We start from the raw sequence: 17,146 nt of genomic DNA, 5'->3' as shown, positions 1-17,146 counted from the left end.
TCGTCAGCGATCAAACGTTTATCTGGGGTAGAACCGTGCAGAATACGCTCAAAGCACCCGTCAGCTTCAAAGGGACCGGACTGCACTCCGGCCGGTCCGTCAGCCTGACCGTTCGCCCTGCTGCTGCCGATCACGGGATCTGGTTCCGGCGCACCGATATCGCGCTTGGCGACGCCATGATCCCTGCCATTTGGGATGCTGTCGACCGTACGCCGCTGTGCACGCGTCTTGTCAATGCGGCTGGGGCGTCGGTTTCGACCGTCGAACACGTCATGGCAGCCCTTGCCGGCTGTGGCATCTCCAACGCCATTATCGATATCGACGGCCCCGAGGTTCCAATTCTCGATGGCTCCGCTGCGCCTTTCGTACGGGGTATCCTGGCCCGCGGTATCGCGGCACAATCGGCCCCCAGCCGCGCGATTGAAATCCTGCGCCCCGTCGAAGTCTCGAACGGAGAGGCGGTTGCACGTCTGCAGCCGAATGCGGTGATGGAAATCGCCTTCGAAATCGACTTTTCGGATGCTGCCATCGGTCACCAATCCAAGGCGCTGGTCATGGAAAACGGCTCATTCGTGCGCGAACTCTGCGACAGTCGCACGTTCTGCCGTCAAGCCGACGTCGATTTGATGCACGAAAAGGGCCTTGCCCTGGGCGGCACGCTGGATAACGCAGTCGTCGTGGATGGCGATCGCATCGTCACGCCTGGCGGTCTTCGCCACGCCGACGAACCCGTGCGCCACAAGATGCTGGATGCCCTGGGTGACCTGGCGCTGGCCGGCGCACCGATTCTGGGTCGGTACGAAGGTCTGCGCGCAGGTCACAGCCTGACAAATACCTTGCTGCGGGCCGTGTTTTCCGACACGGCGAATTTTCGCGTTGTGACATGCAACAAGGCGCTGGCAGCGCGGTTGCCCGGCGCAGGTGTCAGCCGCGAGGAAATCCCGGCCGTCGCCTGACGGACCCGACCCGACAGGACCTTGCCGACGCATTCCCGCCGGTGTCGTCGTTAAGGCGTTTTGCCCCGGAAATATCTGTGCTAGGACCGACAGGCGCGCGGGCCGTTCAAGGCCCGGCGGAATGATGACGCTAAGGGGTGAGAGCACGCATGACAGGCGGCGGTTTCAGATTGAGGCTGGCGGGTGCGGTTCTGATGGCCGCAATGCTCGCCGGATGTGGCGTGCAAGAGCCGGGGATCGACAACAGCAGCACCTCGATGGAAAGCTTCACAGCGGAGCAGATCTTCGAGCGCGGTGAATTCGAGATGGATCGGCGTCGCTACGAGGACGCGGCAAAGTATTTTGCCGAGATCGAGCGGCTCTATCCCTATTCGGAATGGGCAAAGCGGGCGTTGATCATGAACGCCTTTGCACAGCACAGCGGCAAGAACTACGAAGAAAGCCGCGCGGCGTCGCAGCGCTTTCTCGACTTCTACCCGACGGACGAGGATGCCGCCTATGCGCAGTATCTTTTGGCCTTGTCCTACTATGACCAGATTGACGAGATTGGCCGCGATCAGGGCCTGACGTTCCAGGCCCTTCAGGCATTGCGCCAGGTGATCGAACGCTATCCCGACAGTGAATATGCACGCTCGGCCATCCTGAAATTCGACCTCGCCTTCGATCACCTTGCAGCCAAGGAGATGGAAGTGGGGCGCTACTATCTGCGTCGCGATCATTTCTCGGCGGCGATCAATCGCTTCCGGGTCGTGGTCGAGGAATTCCAGACCACGTCGCACACACCGGAGGCGCTGCATCGCCTGGTTGAGGCCTATCTTTCGCTGGGCCTGACCGACGAGGCGCAGACCGCGGGCGCGATCCTTGGTCATAACTTCCGGTCGTCTCAATGGTACGAAGACAGCTACAAGCTGTTGACGGGCCGGGGCCTTGAGATGAAGGCCACGGGCGACAACTGGTTGTCGAGCATCTATCGCCAGACGCTGAAGGGCAAATGGCTGTGATCCTCGATGCGGGTGCAGCCGGTCTGCGCCCGCCACACGGCGCCGGGATGCCCGGCCGATCTCAGGAGTGATCCCGCGATGCTGCGTGGTCTCGATATTCGTGACCTACTGATTATCGACCGGCTGGAATTGGATTTTCAGCCGGGTCTCAATGTGTTGACGGGCGAAACAGGGGCAGGGAAATCCATCCTGCTCGATTCCCTCGGCTTTGTTCTTGGATGGCGGGGGCGCGCGGATCTGGTGCGCACCGGCGCAGCCCAGGGCGAGGTGACGGCCTGGTTTGATCTGGACGATGACCATCCCGCCCATGCGGTTTTGGCCGAGGCCGGGTTGCCTTCGGGGGCTGAGTTGATCCTTCGCCGCATCAACACGGCCGAGGGCCGCAAGACCGCATGGATCAACGATCGGCGCGCCTCGGGCGAGGTTTTGCGTAAACTCTCGGAAACCCTGGTCGAACTGCATGGGCAGCACGATGACCGCGGTCTGCTGAACCCTTCGGGGCACCGTGCGATCCTAGATCAGTTCGGCGCATTGGCCGACCAGCGCCAAAGCGTGCGGGAGGCATGGCGCGCCAGCGTGACCGCCGCCCGGCAGCTCGATGCAGCCCGCGCTGCGTTGGAACAGGCCGCCGCCGAAGAAGATTTCCTGCGTCACGCCGTGGCCGAGATCGACAAGCTCGCCCCCGAGGCGGGAGAAGAGGCGGAGCTTGATACCAAGCGACGCCTGATGCAGGCCGCTGAACGTGTCCGCGCCGATATCGCCCGTGCGCATTCCGTGTTGGGTGGGGACGGCGCCGAGGGGGCAATGGGCGACGCGCTGCGCTGGCTGGAAGGCGCAGCCGAGGGCACCGAGGGCCGGCTGGATGAGCCGATTGCCGCCCTGTCGCGTGCGCTCGCAGAACTGGACGAGGCGTCTGATGGTGTCCTGCGGTGCCTTGAGGCGCTGGAGTTCGACCCCTTCGACCTTGAGACGACCGAGGAGCGTCTTTTTGCACTGCGCGCGCTGGCCCGCAAACATGATATTGCGGCGTCAGAGCTGCCGACACTGGCCGACGACCTGCGGGCACGCCTGAATGCGATCGACAGCGGAGCCGACCGCATCTCCGAGCTGGAGCGCGAGGCGAAGGAGCGCGCTGCGGTCTATGATGCCGCCGCAGATGCGCTCAGCGATGCGCGCCGTTCGGCGGCGCGTCGACTGGATGTTGCTGTCGAGGCCGAGCTGGCGCCACTCAAGATGGATCGCGCACGTTTCGAAACCCGCGTCAGCCCCTCTGAACCCGGGGCGGATGGCCGGGACGAAGTGTCCTTTACCGTCGCCACCAACCCCGGCGCACCGGCCGGCCCCCTTGCCAAGATTGCCTCTGGGGGTGAACTCAGCCGCTTTCTCCTTGCCCTCAAGGTTTGCCTGTCAGGGGAGTCCGATGGTGTGACGATGATCTTCGATGAGATCGATCGCGGTGTCGGTGGGGCGACGGCGGATGCTGTCGGGCGTCGCCTTGCGGCGCTGGCCGAAGGTGGGCAGGTGCTGGTGGTCACGCACTCTCCGCAGGTTGCCGCCCGCGGGGCGCATCACTGGCAGGTTGCCAAGCGCGTCGACAATGACATGACGTTGTCGACCGTGACGGCCCTGTCACCCGAAGATCGCGTTGACGAATTGGCCCGCATGATTTCCGGTGATGCCATTACCGAAGAGGCACGTGCAGCCGCGCGTCGCCTGATCGACGCGGTGTGAACCACACGACGCGACAAGGCGGCATCATCACTTGCCTTTCCGATTGAAACGGTAAACTCAGACCGCGCGCCTGTTCGCAGGGGGCGGTCTGAGTTCCAAAACATATTCACCTTTTACAAGGTGGACTGTCGCAGCCGTCGCACACTACGTCATACCCCAAATTGGGTAGATTTTGAAAATTCAGGAATGATCCGTGCGGGATTGCGTCGCGCGGTTTCGGGGCAGGAACGCTCATGGCGGCCGGGCGCTGATAGGCGCGGGGGCGTTGATGGAAACCATCTCTGATTCACGCCAGCTGTCTCGCGATGCACGACTGGCACGCGGTTGGGTTTGCGCCGATACTGCGCTCGGCGCTCACTGATATTTCCGTAGCCAGGTCAGTGCGATTTCCCCTGCCTGAAACAACAGCAACTGCCCGGCATTCGGAATCAGGTGAAACGTGATCCAGGGATACTCCTGCGCCAGCTCGCGGCGGGTTTCTGCGACCATTTGCAGATCGTCATCGCCATGCAGGAAATGGATGGGCACCTTGTCGCGCATCGCGTCGATTTCTGCGCGCCAGTCGACGCGCTCGCTGGTCATCACCTCTTCGGTAAAGGCTGTGGCGGCATCAAAACCTTCGCGCATCATGATATCCATCCCGACATCAATCGCCTCGAAGGCTTCGGGCCGGTCGGCAAGCGCCCGGTCCGCAGCGGATTCGGCAAAGATCTTGCGCAGCCAGCCCTGTCGCCCCAGGCGGCGCTGCATGGCGATCCCTGCCTGTACCATGAAGGGATAGAGCGCCGGCGTATAGCGCGCGCCGGCACGGATGAAGAGATGCCAGCGCCCCATACGCTCATATTGCGCGCGCGCCGTCAGGGGCAGGGTGCCCCCAACGGCGATCAACGCTTTGACCCGACCGGGACAGCGCGCGTGCAGATGGGCGATGTAGTGCACATCCAGATCGAGGGTCAGCACCGGAACGCTGGCAATGCCCAGCCGGTCCATCAGCGCTGCCATGTCGCGGACCACTTCTTGACGACGGTTGGCGGTCGATGGCAGCGGGGTCGAGGCCCCGTACCCCGGCCGCACCGGCACCACCACGCAGATGCCTGCCGCCTGTGCCTGCCGCTCCAATGCGCCGGGCCAGCGGCACAGCCCAAGCGCGCCGTGCGTGAACAGCACGGGTCGCCCCTTGGGGTCGCCCAGCAGCAGATATTCCACCCGCCGCCCGTCGGGACGGATCAGCACATGGAAAGGGCGCTCCTCCAAGGTCTCGGTGGCGCGACTGATGCGGATGTCCGCAAGTCTGGGCAACGCCTGTCCCGATATCGCGCCGATCTCATTGGCACCATCCGGGACCACCTCCATGATGGTCAGTGTCAGGCGCAGCAATTCGTTCTGGCTGGTTGTTTCCGTCTTGGACAGGATGGCCTTGATCTGTGCACGGACGGTCTCGATCGACCGGTCGCGCACATGGGCGATATCCCTCAGACTGCGCCCTTCGGACAGCGCGCGCAGGATCTCGATCTCTGCCGGGGTCAGCGCGAAGGCGTCCCGCAAGGTACGGTTCAAGGTCTCCGGCCAGCGCAGTTCTGATGTCACCACGACGACAAAGGCAGGCGCATCGCCGGGTCTGACGACCGACAGATGCAACAGCACGATTCGATCCGACCCATGCCGCCGTAATCGCAGCAATGTCGCACGACCCTGGGACGCGGAGGTTTCGGCCAGCAACTGCCGGATCCGGCTGGCCAGCACCAGCCGGTCGGCTTCGTCAAAGGGCAGCGTGTCAAGGGATCGCCCCTGTTGCGCCGACAGGGACACTTGCGCAGCCCTGTTTGCGCTGGCGATACGCAGGCTCGGCGCGACGGCAAAGGCTGCCGTGCGCGCGAAACGTGCCAGCTCGACCTCTTCCGGTCGCAGGGTGCGCGTTACCTGTGTCTGTGCCAGCAATGCCGCGACCCGGCGGAAATGATCGGTCAGGTCGGGCACAGGCGGTCGCGACGGGCGGCGGGTCTTGCGATAGAGTCGCGCCATGCGCCGCATGGGGGTGTCATGGTCCGACACGCCCCCGCCGGCCCTTTCCTGGGCCCGTTGCAAGGGCGCTTGCAGGCGTTCCCAATCGTCCAACAGGTCATCCAGCCGTACAGGGTCCAGCGCGACGTCGTAGAGCCGTCCGATGATATCGGCGTGCAAAGTATCCGTACGGCTGTCAAATCCGGCCTCGGCTGCGTGAAAAGGCGCGGCATCGCCGCGCAGATCAGGGTCGCCACCCGATGGCCGTTCGCGTTCCGGGCGGCTGTAGCCAGGGACGGGCCCGCCCGCACCTGATGTTGTTTCGCTCTTGGGTCGTCGTGGCGTTTGCCCCGGGGTGTCTGGCGCCATATCCAAAGGGACTGGCCGTCCAGATGGTCGTTCAGGCGTTTTGGCCATGCTGACTCCAATTGGTCCTCTCTACTGATACTAGGAAATTCATTTGCGGGATCAAGATTTTCGCGTCATTCACGCGCAAGCGGGCCACACCAAGGCCATAAGCACGCACGTCGCAGGTTCCGGGGCTTTCGGGGTCAATATGTTTATTCTATGGACATTTGTATCTGCCAACCTGCCCGAGAGCCGTCGCGGCACAGCGGCGGCGAGGATGGCGCGCTCCGGCATGCGCCGCGATCAAAGAGGTTGAGGAGTAGACATCGCAATGGCGCCACGCGGCAGAAGCACGATCATCACCATGGTCGGACGGGCCTCTGATTCCGTGCGACCCCGGCTGCGGGTCATACGCCACCGCAGCCTGAACCAGGTGCAGTTCTGGCTGGTGGCGCTGGTGGTCGGTATCGTGGCCGGTGCCGGCGCCCTGTTGTTTCGCAAGGGGATCGCCCAGCTGCAACACCTCGCCTACGGGGTCGAGGAGGTGCACATGTTGCACACCTTTGCCGGTGGGCTGCCATGGTACGTCATCTTTTGCGTGCCGGTGCTGGGTGGCCTCGCAGTGGGGCTGATCCTGCACCTGTTCACCCCGGACGGGCGGGTACGCTCGGTGTCAGATGTCATTCAGGGCGCGGCGATGCACAACGGCCGGGTGGAGCGGCGGGCCGGTCTTGCCTCGGCTGCCGCGTCGCTGATCACGCTCGGCACTGGCGGCTCTTCCGGACGCGAGGGGCCTGTGGTGCACATGGCGGCGGTCATGTCGACATGGGTGCTGCGCTGGTTGCGCGCGGATGGTGTCACTGGCCGCGATCTGCTGGGCTGTGCCGTCGCTGCTGCGGTTTCGGCCAGCTTCAATGCGCCGATTGCCGGGGCGCTTTTCGCGCTCGAAGTGGTGCTGCGCCACTTTGCCATCCATGCCTTTGCCCCGATCGTCATTGCCTCCGTGGCCGGAACGGTGATCAACCGGCTCGAGTTCGGAGGCATGACCGAATTCCTGCTGCCCGAAGCCTCCATCCTGCAATTTTACGAAGAACTTCCCGCGTTCCTGATGCTGGGCGCCGTTTGCGGCGTGGTTGCAGGGATACTCATGCGCTCGACTTTCCTGGCCGAGGATCTGGCCAGCAAGGTGCAGGCCAGGTTTCACATACCGCGCTGGCTGCGCCCGGCTTTCGCCGGCGCGTTGCTGGGGGCCATCGCGATCCAGTTCCCGCACATCATCGGCGTCGGATACGAGACGACCAGCCGCGCCCTTCTGGGGGATCTCGGCCTGCGCGAGGCGATCCTCTTTGCCTGCATCAAGGCGCTTGCGACGGCCATCACCATGGGGGGGCGCATGGGCGGTGGCATGTTCTCTCCCGCGATGATGATGGGCGCGCTGACCGGGCTGGCGTTTGGGTTGATCGCGACCAGCCTGTTCCCCGATATTTCGGGGTCGCCCCGCCTTTATGCCCTTGCCGGGCTGGGCGGGGTCGCGGCGGCGGTGCTGGGCGCGCCGATCTCGACCACGCTGATCGTCTTCGAACTGACCGGCGACTGGGCGGTTGCTCTGGCGGTGATGGTGACGGTCTCCATCTCGACCGCGATCGGCACCAAGATGGTCAATCGGTCGTTCTTTCTGACCCAGCTCGAACGGCGCGGCATCCACCTGGCGGCGGGGCCGCAAAGCTACCTACTGGCCATGGTCAAGGTCGGCGATCTGATCCGACGCGCCGAAGATGCGCGCTCCGCGCCACAGGAACGCTGTTGGGAACTGATCGAAAAGGGCGACTACCTCGATGCGGCCTCTACCCTCGAAGCTGCGTTGCCCGCCTTTGATCGCAGCGGAGAGCCGTTCCTGCCCGTCGTCACGTTGACCAGTGCACAGACCCCGCCCGAGTTGCGGGGGGCATTGTTCCATGTCGATGCCCTGCGTGCCTACAATCGCGCGCTTGCCGCCACGGCGGCAGAGGAACACAGCTGACCGACCGCGCCAGCGTTCCAGCCCCGGGGGAATGCAAAAACGGCGCGGGGAATACCCCACGCCGCTTCGGCAATGCCACGTGACCGTCCGGATCAGATCTGTTCGATGGTAACGAAATCGGTGGCGTAGAAGGCCACATGATCCTTGATCCGCGCCACGTCCTCGTTGGGAGTTTCATAAGACCAGGCGGCGTTCTGCAAGGTCTGGCTCTTGGTCACGATGGAAAAATAGCTCGCGTCGCCCTTTTTCGGACAGTGGCTGGTGTGCTCGGTCCGATCCAGAAAGGCCATGGCGATATCGTCGCGCGGAAAATAGATCACATCGTGCAGATTACCCTCGGACAGGACCAGCGCATTGCGGCTCTCGCCCAACACGGCGCCGCCGGCACGTACACTCCACATCCCCTGTGCATTTCGAATTCTTACGTCATTCATGTTTTCTGCCCTCCCCATGAGGCGTCACACTCCTGACCTGTTGATGTAACATCATCATGTCACATCAAAATAAGTCCGGCAGCGCGCGCGGCCGGACAAGTCAGAGCTTTTCGGTTGCCTGATCCAACCATACTAACGCCGCGCCGTCCAGTCGCGGGGCGACCTTCTCGCGGCAGGCGGCGTGATAGGCGTTGATCCAATCGACCTCCTCCGCGCTCAGCAGGGTGCGATCCATCAGGCGCCGGTCGATCGGTACAAAGGTCAGTGTCTCGAAATCCAGCATGGCCCGGTCGTCGCCCTCCGGCAGGGCCTCGGCGCGTTGAACCACGATCAGGTTCTCGATGCGGATGCCAAAGGCGCCCTCGCGGTAATATCCCGGTTCGTTCGACAGGATCATCCCGGGCTGAAACGGCACATCGCTGACCCGGCTGAGGCGCTGCGGCCCCTCGTGCACGCAAAGGTAGCTGCCAACGCCATGTCCGGTGCCGTGATCATAATCCAGCCCCGCCAGCCACAGCGGATAGCGTGCGAGCGCATCCAGATGCTGTCCGGCCAGACCTTTCGGAAACCGCAGACGCGACACTGCGATCATGCCTTTCAGCACGCGGGTAAAGGCGGCCTTCTCCGCGACTCCGGCCTCGGGGCCGACCAGCAGGGTACGCGTGATATCGGTGGTGCCGTCCAGGTACTGCCCGCCGCTGTCCAGCACCACCAGATCGCCATCCTTCAGACGTCGGTTGCTGTCGGTACTGACGCGATAGTGCGGCAAGGCCCCGTTCGGACCGGCGCCGCAGATCGTCTCAAAGCTGATTTCCATCAACGCATTGGTTTCGCGCCGGAAAATTTCCAGCCGCGTCACCAGGTCGATCTCGGTCAGGCCGGTCTGGCTGGCGCTCTCCGCTGTCGCGTCGAACCAGGCCAGAAACCTGCACATGGCCGCCGCATCGCGCAGATGCGCCTCGCGTGCGCCGGCAATCTCGGTGGTGTTCTTGCACGCCTTCGGCAGGGCGCAGGGGTCCGTGTCCCAGGCGATGCTGGCCCCGGTCAGCTGCTGTTCCACCCAGATCGGACAGGTCGCGCGATCCAGACGCACCGCTCCCTGAACCTCGCGCGCCAGGCCGTGCAGCGTGGCGGCAAACGCGCTCGGGCTTTCGACGGTCACATCGGGGCCGAGGTGTTCTATCAGCGCATCGTCGCACTTGTCGTCATCGGCAAAAAGGGTCACCTGGCCATCGGCGAACAGGATGGCAAAGACATGCGGCACCGGGTTGCGGGGAATATCGCTGCCCCGGATGTTCAGCAGCCAAGCAATACTGTCGGGCAAGGTCAGAACGGTCGCGCCCTGACCACGCGCCCGCAGCTCCGTCGCCAGGCGCTGACATTTCAGTTCCAGCGTCTCTCCCGCAAATTCAATCGGTTGAACGACGATCTTACCGCGCGGCGGATCGGGCTGGTCTGGCCAGATCGCGTTGACGGGATTCTGCGTGACGGCCAGCAGGGTGATGTCGCTGCCCTTCAGGCTTTCTGACAGACGGTCAATCTCGCCGCGCGTATGCAGCCAGGGGTCATAGCCCATCACACCACCGTCGGGCAGCGCGTCACGCAGCCAGGATCCGATGGAAACCTCGGGCCATGCGACCTTTTCGAAGTCTTCCGCACATTGTGCGCGGGCCTGAACGCGGTAACGCCCGTCGATGAACACCGCAGCCCGGCTCACCGTTGCGACGCAGAACCCGGCAGATCCCGTGAACCCGCTCAGCCAGGCCAAGCGTTCATCATGGGGGGCGACGTATTCGCCTTGATGCGCATCCGCGCGCGGCACCAGAAACGCATCGAGTCCAGCGTCATCCATGGCATCGCGCAGGCGTGCCAATCGGGGCGGCCCCTGGTCGGGCGAAGAGGTCGTCTCGAAACTCTGAAACATCACGAGGCCTTCTTGATACCGAACATGCGGGCACGTGTACGCGGGTCATTGTCGAACAGGCTTGCCAGTTGCTCGGTCATCGCCCCGGCCAGCTGGTCGACATCCGTAATGGTCACGGCGCGATCATAGTACCGGGTCACATCGTGCCCGATGCCGATGGCAATCAGCTCGACCATCTTGCGCTTTTCGACCATGGCGATCACGTCGCGCAGGTGTTTTTCCAGGAAATTCGCTGGGTTCACGCTTAGCGAGGAATCGTCGACCGGCGCGCCATCTGATATCACCATCAGGATCTTGCGCTGTTCCCGCCGGGCGACCATGCGGCGGTGCGCCCATTCCAGCGCCTCGCCGTCGATGTTTTCCTTCAGCAGACCTTCCTTCATCATCAGGCCAAGGTTGTCGCGGGCGCGCCGCCAGGGTGCATCTGCCTGCTTGTAGATGATGTGGCGCAGATCGTTCAGGCGGCCGGGTTGCTGCGGGCGTCCATCGGCCAGCCATTTCTCGCGGCTCTGGCCACCTTTCCAGGCACGGGTGGTAAAGCCCAGGATCTCGACCTTGACGTTGCAGCGTTCCAGCGTGCGCGCCAGAACATCGGCACAGATCGCGGCAATGGAAATCGGCCGCCCGCGCATCGACCCGGAATTATCCAGCAACAGCGTCACGACGGTGTCGCGGAACTCCGTGTCCTTTTCGACCTTGAAGGACAGGGGGGTCGTCGGGTTGGCGACAACCCGCGCCAGACGCCCGGCGTCCAGAATGCCTTCCTCGCGGTCGAACTCCCAAGAGCGGTTCTGCTGGGCCTGAAGGCGGCGCTGCAATTTGTTCGCCAACCGGCTGACCGCGCCCTTCAGCGGGTCAAGTTGCTGGTCAAGATAGGCGCGCAGGCGCTCCAGCTCCTGTGGGTCGGCCAGTTCAGAGGCCAGAACCTCCTCGTCAAAGGTATCGACGTACACCAGATAATTCGGATCGGCGTCCGACACCGGGTTGGGGGCAGGCGGCTCCATCGGGGCTTCGCCTTCGGGCAGCTCGGCCTCTTCGCCGGCGTCCTGATCGGCCATGTCGTCGGAACTGACCTGCGCCTCGGAGGGGTCCTGCTGGTCGTCCTGTGTCTGTTCAGGGCTCGCTTCGGGCTGCTCTTCGCTATCGTCGTCGCCGGTGGAATCGGGGTCCTGCTCCTCTTCCTCGCCGTCCTGCGCCTCGTCGTCGGCATCCTCGTCTTCGCCGTCGGGATCATCGCCCAGTTGATCGCCATAGCCGAAGTCGTCGATGATCTGGCGGGCAAACTTGGCAAAGGCGCCCTGGTCGGCCAGCTTCGTCTGCAAATCTTCCAGCGTGTCTGCCGCGCGCTCCTGCATGAAGTCGCGCCACAGCTCCATCACGTTGTCCGCACCCTCGGGCATCGGACGGCCGGTTGCCAGGTGACGGATCAGATAGCCCGCCGCGGCGGCCATCGGGGCCTCGGCCTGTGTCTTGATCCCGGCAAACCCGGCGCGCTTGGCTTCGGCGGCGATCTTGTGATCAATGTTGCCGGCCGTGCCGGGCATCACGCGCGCCCCCATTGCTTCGCAGCGTGCGGTTTCCATCGCCTCGTACAGGTCGCGCGCCATCTGCCCCTGCGGCGCATAGCGGGAATGGGTCTTGGCGTCGTGAAACTTGTGATGCAACGCCATCGCGTCGGCAGAGCCGCGCGCCAGCATCACCTCTTCGCGGGTCAGGCGGCGGCTGATCTGCGGCAGGCGCATCGAATCCGCCGTCTTGCCCGAAGGGTCGACGGAATATTGCACGTTCAATTCGTGGTCATCGGCCATCACCTTGGTGGCCTCGGCCAGCGCCTTCTTGAACGGATCGGCGGGGTTGTCGCTGGGTTTGCTCATGATGTCGATAAAGCATTCCGCGCGCCCCTCGGCAAGGGTCACGCGCGTCTCTTTCAGGGCTTTGCGGTGGCGGAGGGGGGCAGGCTGGCCAGCAGGGCGTCGCACGACTCGGCAATCCGGTCGAACAGGTCGGATGAAATCCTGTCGCGCCCCAGGACCTTGGCCTTGGCGATCAGCCTGAAATCGGCGCGCTGTGCAGCGATGCGATCCGCCGCATCCGGCCCGGCCAGCGCGGCGAACTGCGCGGCAAGGGCATGGGTGTCGGGCATCGTGCCGAAGGTTCCCGGATAATCCGCCGCCGCGTCGGTCATGCCATACCACAGCGCGGCACATTGCGCAGGATCACGATCCGTTTGCGCGGCCGCATGGCTGGCCAGGGCAAGGCTCAGCAAAAGGGGGATCAGCGTCTTTTTCATGAGGCATAGGTAAGCCGCGCGCCGCGCAAAGGAAGCCCCTCTGCGTCATTGCGCCAGCAGCGCCTCGCAATGGGCCAGCATCCTGTCCGATATCGCGCCGGCCTGTGCTGCGTCGCCTGCGTCCGCGTTGAAGGTCGCGCGCGTCAACAGCAACGCCTGCGCAAACTTGGCCTCGATCCGCAGCGACAGCACGTCTCGCGCCCCGCCCTGGGGCATGACGGCCTGCAACAGCTCGATCATCCTGTGGCGGTGGTGCCGCGTCACTTCTGCCTCAGCCGGCGCCAGCAACCACTGATGTTCCATCAGCGCCGACAGGCGTCCGGTGCAGGTGGCGAATGTCCGTGTCGTGGCGTCCATCCGCAGCGCCATTGCAGGCACCGCCGATACCCCGAGGCAGCCAGCCAGGCACATGCCGGCTGCCGCCAGATGTGCCCTGTGCCGTCGCATGACAGACCCCCTGACGCGGAATGCGTCACTGGCGGGGGCGGGAAACCACGGACAAGGGTCGCGCGTCTCTGCCATCGCCGGTTCGCAACGGGGCGATGGTAGGGGGCCAATCCTTGCCATTCTGTCTATCGGGCGTGCGCTATCTGCTTCGAACTGTCTGTATCCGGCGCAGCGGCACCCCGATAAGGGCTGGCCAAACGAGACGCGGCGCCGGATCTGCTCCGACGCCGCGCTCCATCATGGTTCGTCCCGTCTGGCCTCAGCTTGCCGCGGCAGCCGCGCTTTCGGGCAGCTCCTCGTCAAAGCAGCGCTGATAGAACTCCGCGACGGTCTGACGCTCCAGCTCGTCGCACTTGTTCAGGAAGGTCAGGCGGAAGGCATAGCCGACGTTGCGAAAGATCTCGGCGTTGGCGGCCCAGTTGATCACGGTGCGCGGGCTCATCACTGTCGACAGGTCGCCGTTCATGAAGGCGGTCCGTGTCAGCCCGGCCAGTGTCACCATCTGCCCGATGGTCTTGCGGCCTGCCGCGGTGTTGTAGTGCGGCGCCTTCGACAGAACGATCGCGGTTTCCGCGTCATGGCTGAGATAGTTCAGCGTCGCGACCAGCGACCAGCGGTCCATCTGTGCCTGGTTGATCTGCTGCGTGCCGTGGTACAGGCCGGTCGTGTCGCCCAGGCCAACCGTGTTCGATGTCGCGAACAGACGGAAATACTTGTTCGGGGTGATGATCTCGTTCTGGTCCAGCAACGTCAGCTTGCCATCCGTTTCCAGAACACGCTGGATCACGAACATCACATCGGCGCGGCCCGCATCGTATTCGTCGAACACGATGGCCGTGGGATTGCGCAGTGCCCAGGGCAGGATCCCTTCGTGGAACTCGGTCACCTGCATGCCGTCGCGCAACTTGATCGCATCCTTGCCGATCAGGTCGATGCGGCTGATGTGGCTGTCTAGGTTGATGCGCACGCAGGGCCAGTTCAGCCGGCTGGCCACCTGTTCGATATGGGTCGATTTGCCCGTCCCGTGGTAGCCTTGCACCATGACACGGCGGTTGTGGCTGAACCCTGCAAGGATCGCCAGCGTCGTGTCGGGGTCGAAACGATAGGTCGGGTCGGCGTCGGGCACCCGATCCGTCGGGGCGTCAAAACCCTTCACGATCATATCGGTATCAATTCCGAAGACGTCGCGGACCGAAATTTCTTCGGTCGGTTTGGCGTTGATATCGAGCGATCCGTCGGCCATGGTCGGCTTGTCCCTTGTAAGTCATCCGCGCATCGAATGCCGCGCGGGGGTCTTCATGTCGCATCGCGCAGGTGATCCCTGCGCATTCTCGGTGCAACATATCGAAGAGGACGGCGAGGAAAAGGGCAAAATCGCGCCCACCGGGGCGCGTGGCATCCGTATCAACCGCCCGGCCCATGCAATCGGCAGGTCCTGGCGGGACGGCAATAGGGGGGGCACAAGGCAAACCATGGCGACCTTGGAAGACATCGAAGACCTGATCGCACGTACCGCTCTGGCCGACCGGGCAGCCTTTCAGAAGTTGTATCAGCTGACCTCGGCGAAACTATTCGGCATTTCGCTGCGTGTGTTGGGGACAACAAGCGAAGCCGAAGAGGCAGTACAGGACTCCTACATCAAGATCTGGCGCAGCGCCGGGCGCTATCAGGCGGGCGGCTATTCTCCGATGACATGGCTCATCACGATTGCGCGCAATACCGCGATCGACCGTCTAAGGGCGCGGCGTGCCGCAGGGGCGGACCTGTCCGAAGCCGACGCGGTGCCCTCCTCGGATCCCGGCCCCGAGGCTCTGGCGATTGCCGGGTCCGAACGGGCGCGGCTGATGGGCTGCCTGGATGAGCTGGATGCCGATCGTGCCGAAGCCGTGCGGGGCGCTTACCTGATGGGGTTGACCTATCAGGAACTGGCCGAATCCTACGGGATCCCGCTGAACACGATGCGAACCTGGCTGCGCCGCAGCCTGAGGAAACTGAAGGAATGTCTGACGCGATGAGCGACGACACCACATTCACACCGGGCGAAGAGGATATGGTCCTCGCGGCGGAATACGTTCTGACGCTGCTCGGCCCGTCCGAGGTCGCAGCGTTCGAGGAGCGCCTTGTGCGCGAGCCTGCGTTGCGCGCACTGGTGGCCGCCTGGGCAGATGATTTCGTCGCGATGACCGACAATATCGACGAAGCGCGCGTGCCCCCGCGCGTCTGGCGGGCGATCCATCAGCGGCTCTGGCCAGCGACGGGTGCGGACACGACCCCCGCCATGGGGTTCTGGGCGCGCCTGGGCCTGGGCAAGCTGGTGGTCGCCGCGTCGGTCGCGGCGATGTTCGGCTTCCTCGTCTATCAATCGGACATGTTGCCGGGCGATCATCCCGAATTTGTCGCGACCCTCGGGGCGGCCGACGCGCCTGTGCGGTTCGCTGCCGCCTATGACGTCGATACCGGCGAATTGCGCATGCGCCGAGAGGGGCAGGGCGCCGCTGCCGGTCGCTCCTACGAACTGTGGCTGATCGCGGGGGATGCCGCACCGGTTTCGGTCATGGTCTGGCCCGCCGACACCACCGAACAGGCGCTGGTTCTGCCCGCCAACCTGGCCGGTGTGCTGCCCGGCGCGACGCTTGCGATCTCGGACGAACCGCTCGGCGGTTCTCCCACGGGTCAGCCGACAGGGGCAGTCCTGGCCGCGGGTCCGGTCACCGCCAGCTGACGGTCCCGCCCCGGCCCAAAGCACCGAAAACGCCCTCTGGCCGCGTGCCGGGGGCGTTTTTCTGTCATGGGGGAGGCAGATTGGTCCTTAACGCATTGTTTGGACTCCGCGCGCTAGGGTCACCTCGGGTCCGTTGCGGCCCGGTATCGCCCGCGTTGGCATGGCATTTCCCTGCCAACGCCCTTCATTCCAACGGGAGGCAAGCCCATGTTCATCCCCCAAGGCCGCCGCAGCATTGCCAGCCTTTTCGTCATCGCCCTTTTCACACTCGCCGGGCTGGGTGATTACATCAGCACGCTGGCGCTGCCGCACGGCACGGCGTCGGCATCCGCACAACCCTAGACTGCGCGACCGCGCCGCAGGTGCCGGCTCTCATCGGGGTCAAGGTTGGGCTGTCATCTGGATTTCGGGGCAGGCGCCACCCGGCTGAGCTTTCCGGACGCGCCCAGCCGGCGTCCGGCCTACGCGTCTCACACCTGATGCAAGGTCGCCCTGATGAGAGGTCACCCTGAAAAGGCCTCGCATGAACGGCCTCCCATGGCGGGCCGCCCAAAAACGGCCTGTCCATGAACAGCCACCCCTGCGCGCCCGCCCACGGGGTGCAGGCGCGCAGGGTGCGTCACTTGAAGTTGCGGCTGTCCTTGATCTGGTCCCAGGCCCAGACGACCTGCTGCAACTGTTCCTCTTGCGACCGGTCGCCGCCGTTCATGTCGGGGTGCAGCACCTTGATCAGCGCCTTGTAGGCCTTGCGTACCTCGGCCTTGCTCCAGTTGTCGCGGGCATCCAGGATATCGACGGCCTTGCGCTCGGTCGGCGGCAGGCGGCGCGTAGTGACGCCGCCGGTCTTGCCGGGATTCTGCGTCGCATTGGCGCCCAGCACCTGGTGCGGGTCCTCGATGCCCAGACGTGCCCAGGCGCGTGCCTCGGGATCACCCAGCGGCTTGGTCTTGCGCTCCCAGACCTTGTCCTCGGACATCTGGGCGTTCATCTCGGCCTCGGTACGCCCGTCAAAGAAGTTCCACTTGAGGTTGTACTCGCGCACGTGGTCCTTGCAGAACCAATAGAAATCGTCCAGCACGTCCGGGGCTTTGGGGGCGCGGTACTTGCCGGGTTCTTCACAGCCCTCATGTTCGCAGACCCGCCGCGATGTTTCGGAGGCCCCTGTCATGCCGCGACGACCACGGTTGGTTTTCTTCTTTGCAGAAGAAATGGACATGTCAAAACCGAAGGGATCAGATTTGGGCATCAGGCGGTCCTTTCCGAGTCAGGCGC

15 protein-coding genes are annotated in these 17,146 nt (G+C 64.1%); 7 read left to right on the top strand and 8 right to left on the bottom strand.

Going from position 1 to position 17,146, the window contains the following annotated elements; genetic code table 11:
• Window positions 1–35: 35 nt before the first annotated feature.
• From lpxC to recN, 3 genes are all read left to right on the top strand, one after another.
• A complete protein-coding gene (gene lpxC / locus DL237_RS08260) occupies window positions 36–956 on the top strand; it encodes a UDP-3-O-acyl-N-acetylglucosamine deacetylase (RefSeq protein WP_119398581.1) in 921 nt (306 codons plus the stop codon).
• Between the two features lie 149 nt (window positions 957–1,105).
• Window positions 1,106–1,957: an outer membrane protein assembly factor BamD gene (locus DL237_RS08255; protein ID WP_119398580.1), complete on the top strand. Its 852-nt coding sequence runs from the start codon at window positions 1,106–1,108 to the stop codon at window positions 1,955–1,957.
• 78 nt (window positions 1,958–2,035) lie between these two features.
• Window positions 2,036–3,688: a DNA repair protein RecN gene (recN, locus tag DL237_RS08250; protein ID WP_119398579.1), complete on the top strand. Its 1,653-nt coding sequence runs from the start codon at window positions 2,036–2,038 to the stop codon at window positions 3,686–3,688.
• Window positions 3,689–4,042: 354 nt separating this feature from the next.
• Here recN and DL237_RS08245 read toward each other — a convergent pair whose 3' ends face one another.
• The gene (locus DL237_RS08245) at window positions 4,043–5,869 is read right to left on the bottom strand and encodes a LuxR C-terminal-related transcriptional regulator (protein WP_158585603.1); all 1,827 of its coding nucleotides are present in this window, start codon (window positions 5,867–5,869) and stop codon (window positions 4,043–4,045) included.
• A gap of 499 nt (window positions 5,870–6,368) precedes the next feature.
• On the opposite strand from DL237_RS08245, the gene DL237_RS08240 reads away from it, so the two are divergent.
• A complete protein-coding gene (locus DL237_RS08240) occupies window positions 6,369–8,057 on the top strand; it encodes a chloride channel protein (protein ID WP_119398577.1) in 1,689 nt (562 codons plus the stop codon).
• A gap of 92 nt (window positions 8,058–8,149) precedes the next feature.
• Here the strand turns inward: DL237_RS08240 and DL237_RS08235 are convergent, their stop codons facing one another.
• The 6 genes from DL237_RS08235 to cobS form a co-directional block, all read right to left on the bottom strand.
• On the bottom strand, window positions 8,150–8,491 hold the full coding sequence (locus DL237_RS08235; protein WP_119398719.1) for a DUF427 domain-containing protein: 342 nt from the start codon (window positions 8,489–8,491) through the stop codon (window positions 8,150–8,152).
• Window positions 8,492–8,591: 100 nt separating this feature from the next.
• Window positions 8,592–10,415, bottom strand: coding sequence for an aminopeptidase P family protein (locus tag DL237_RS08230; RefSeq protein WP_119398576.1), 1,824 nt, complete (start codon window positions 10,413–10,415; stop codon window positions 8,592–8,594).
• Entirely contained in the window at window positions 10,415–12,289 is a 1,875-nt protein-coding gene (gene cobT / locus DL237_RS08225) for a cobaltochelatase subunit CobT (protein WP_119398718.1), read from the bottom strand. Before cobT ends, DL237_RS08230 begins: the two co-directional genes overlap by 1 nt.
• Before the next feature lie 53 nt (window positions 12,290–12,342).
• Entirely contained in the window at window positions 12,343–12,705 is a 363-nt protein-coding gene (locus tag DL237_RS08220) for a hypothetical protein (RefSeq protein WP_119398575.1), read from the bottom strand.
• 45 nt (window positions 12,706–12,750) lie between these two features.
• Entirely contained in the window at window positions 12,751–13,152 is a 402-nt protein-coding gene (locus DL237_RS08215) for a hypothetical protein (RefSeq protein WP_147405322.1), read from the bottom strand.
• 259 nt (window positions 13,153–13,411) lie between these two features.
• A complete protein-coding gene (gene cobS, locus DL237_RS08210; protein WP_119398573.1) occupies window positions 13,412–14,395 on the bottom strand; it encodes a cobaltochelatase subunit CobS in 984 nt (327 codons plus the stop codon).
• A gap of 229 nt (window positions 14,396–14,624) precedes the next feature.
• Between cobS and DL237_RS08205 the strand changes: the two genes are divergently transcribed.
• The 3 genes from DL237_RS08205 (at window position 14,625) to DL237_RS20975 (ending at window position 16,216) form a co-directional block, all read left to right on the top strand.
• A complete protein-coding gene (locus tag DL237_RS08205; protein ID WP_119398717.1) occupies window positions 14,625–15,167 on the top strand; it encodes a sigma-70 family RNA polymerase sigma factor in 543 nt (180 codons plus the stop codon).
• Window positions 15,152–15,874: an anti-sigma factor gene (locus tag DL237_RS08200; protein WP_119398572.1), complete on the top strand. Its 723-nt coding sequence runs from the start codon at window positions 15,152–15,154 to the stop codon at window positions 15,872–15,874. The genes DL237_RS08205 and DL237_RS08200 overlap by 16 nt, the downstream gene beginning before the upstream one ends.
• Before the next feature lie 207 nt (window positions 15,875–16,081).
• Window positions 16,082–16,216: a hypothetical protein gene (locus DL237_RS20975; protein ID WP_267897013.1), complete on the top strand. Its 135-nt coding sequence runs from the start codon at window positions 16,082–16,084 to the stop codon at window positions 16,214–16,216.
• Between the two features lie 277 nt (window positions 16,217–16,493).
• On the opposite strand, the gene DL237_RS08195 is transcribed toward DL237_RS20975, so the two are convergent.
• Window positions 16,494–17,120 (bottom strand): J domain-containing protein, encoded by a 627-nt coding sequence (locus DL237_RS08195; protein ID WP_119398571.1) that lies wholly within the window; start codon window positions 17,118–17,120, stop codon window positions 16,494–16,496.
• Window positions 17,121–17,146 lie beyond the last annotated feature (26 nt).

Source organism: Pseudooceanicola sediminis, from assembly GCF_003575965.1.
GTDB lineage: Bacteria > Pseudomonadota > Alphaproteobacteria > Rhodobacterales > Rhodobacteraceae > Pseudooceanicola > Pseudooceanicola sediminis.
Note: the sequence above shows the minus strand (reverse complement) of the source record. Positions and strands in the feature narration are given on the sequence as shown.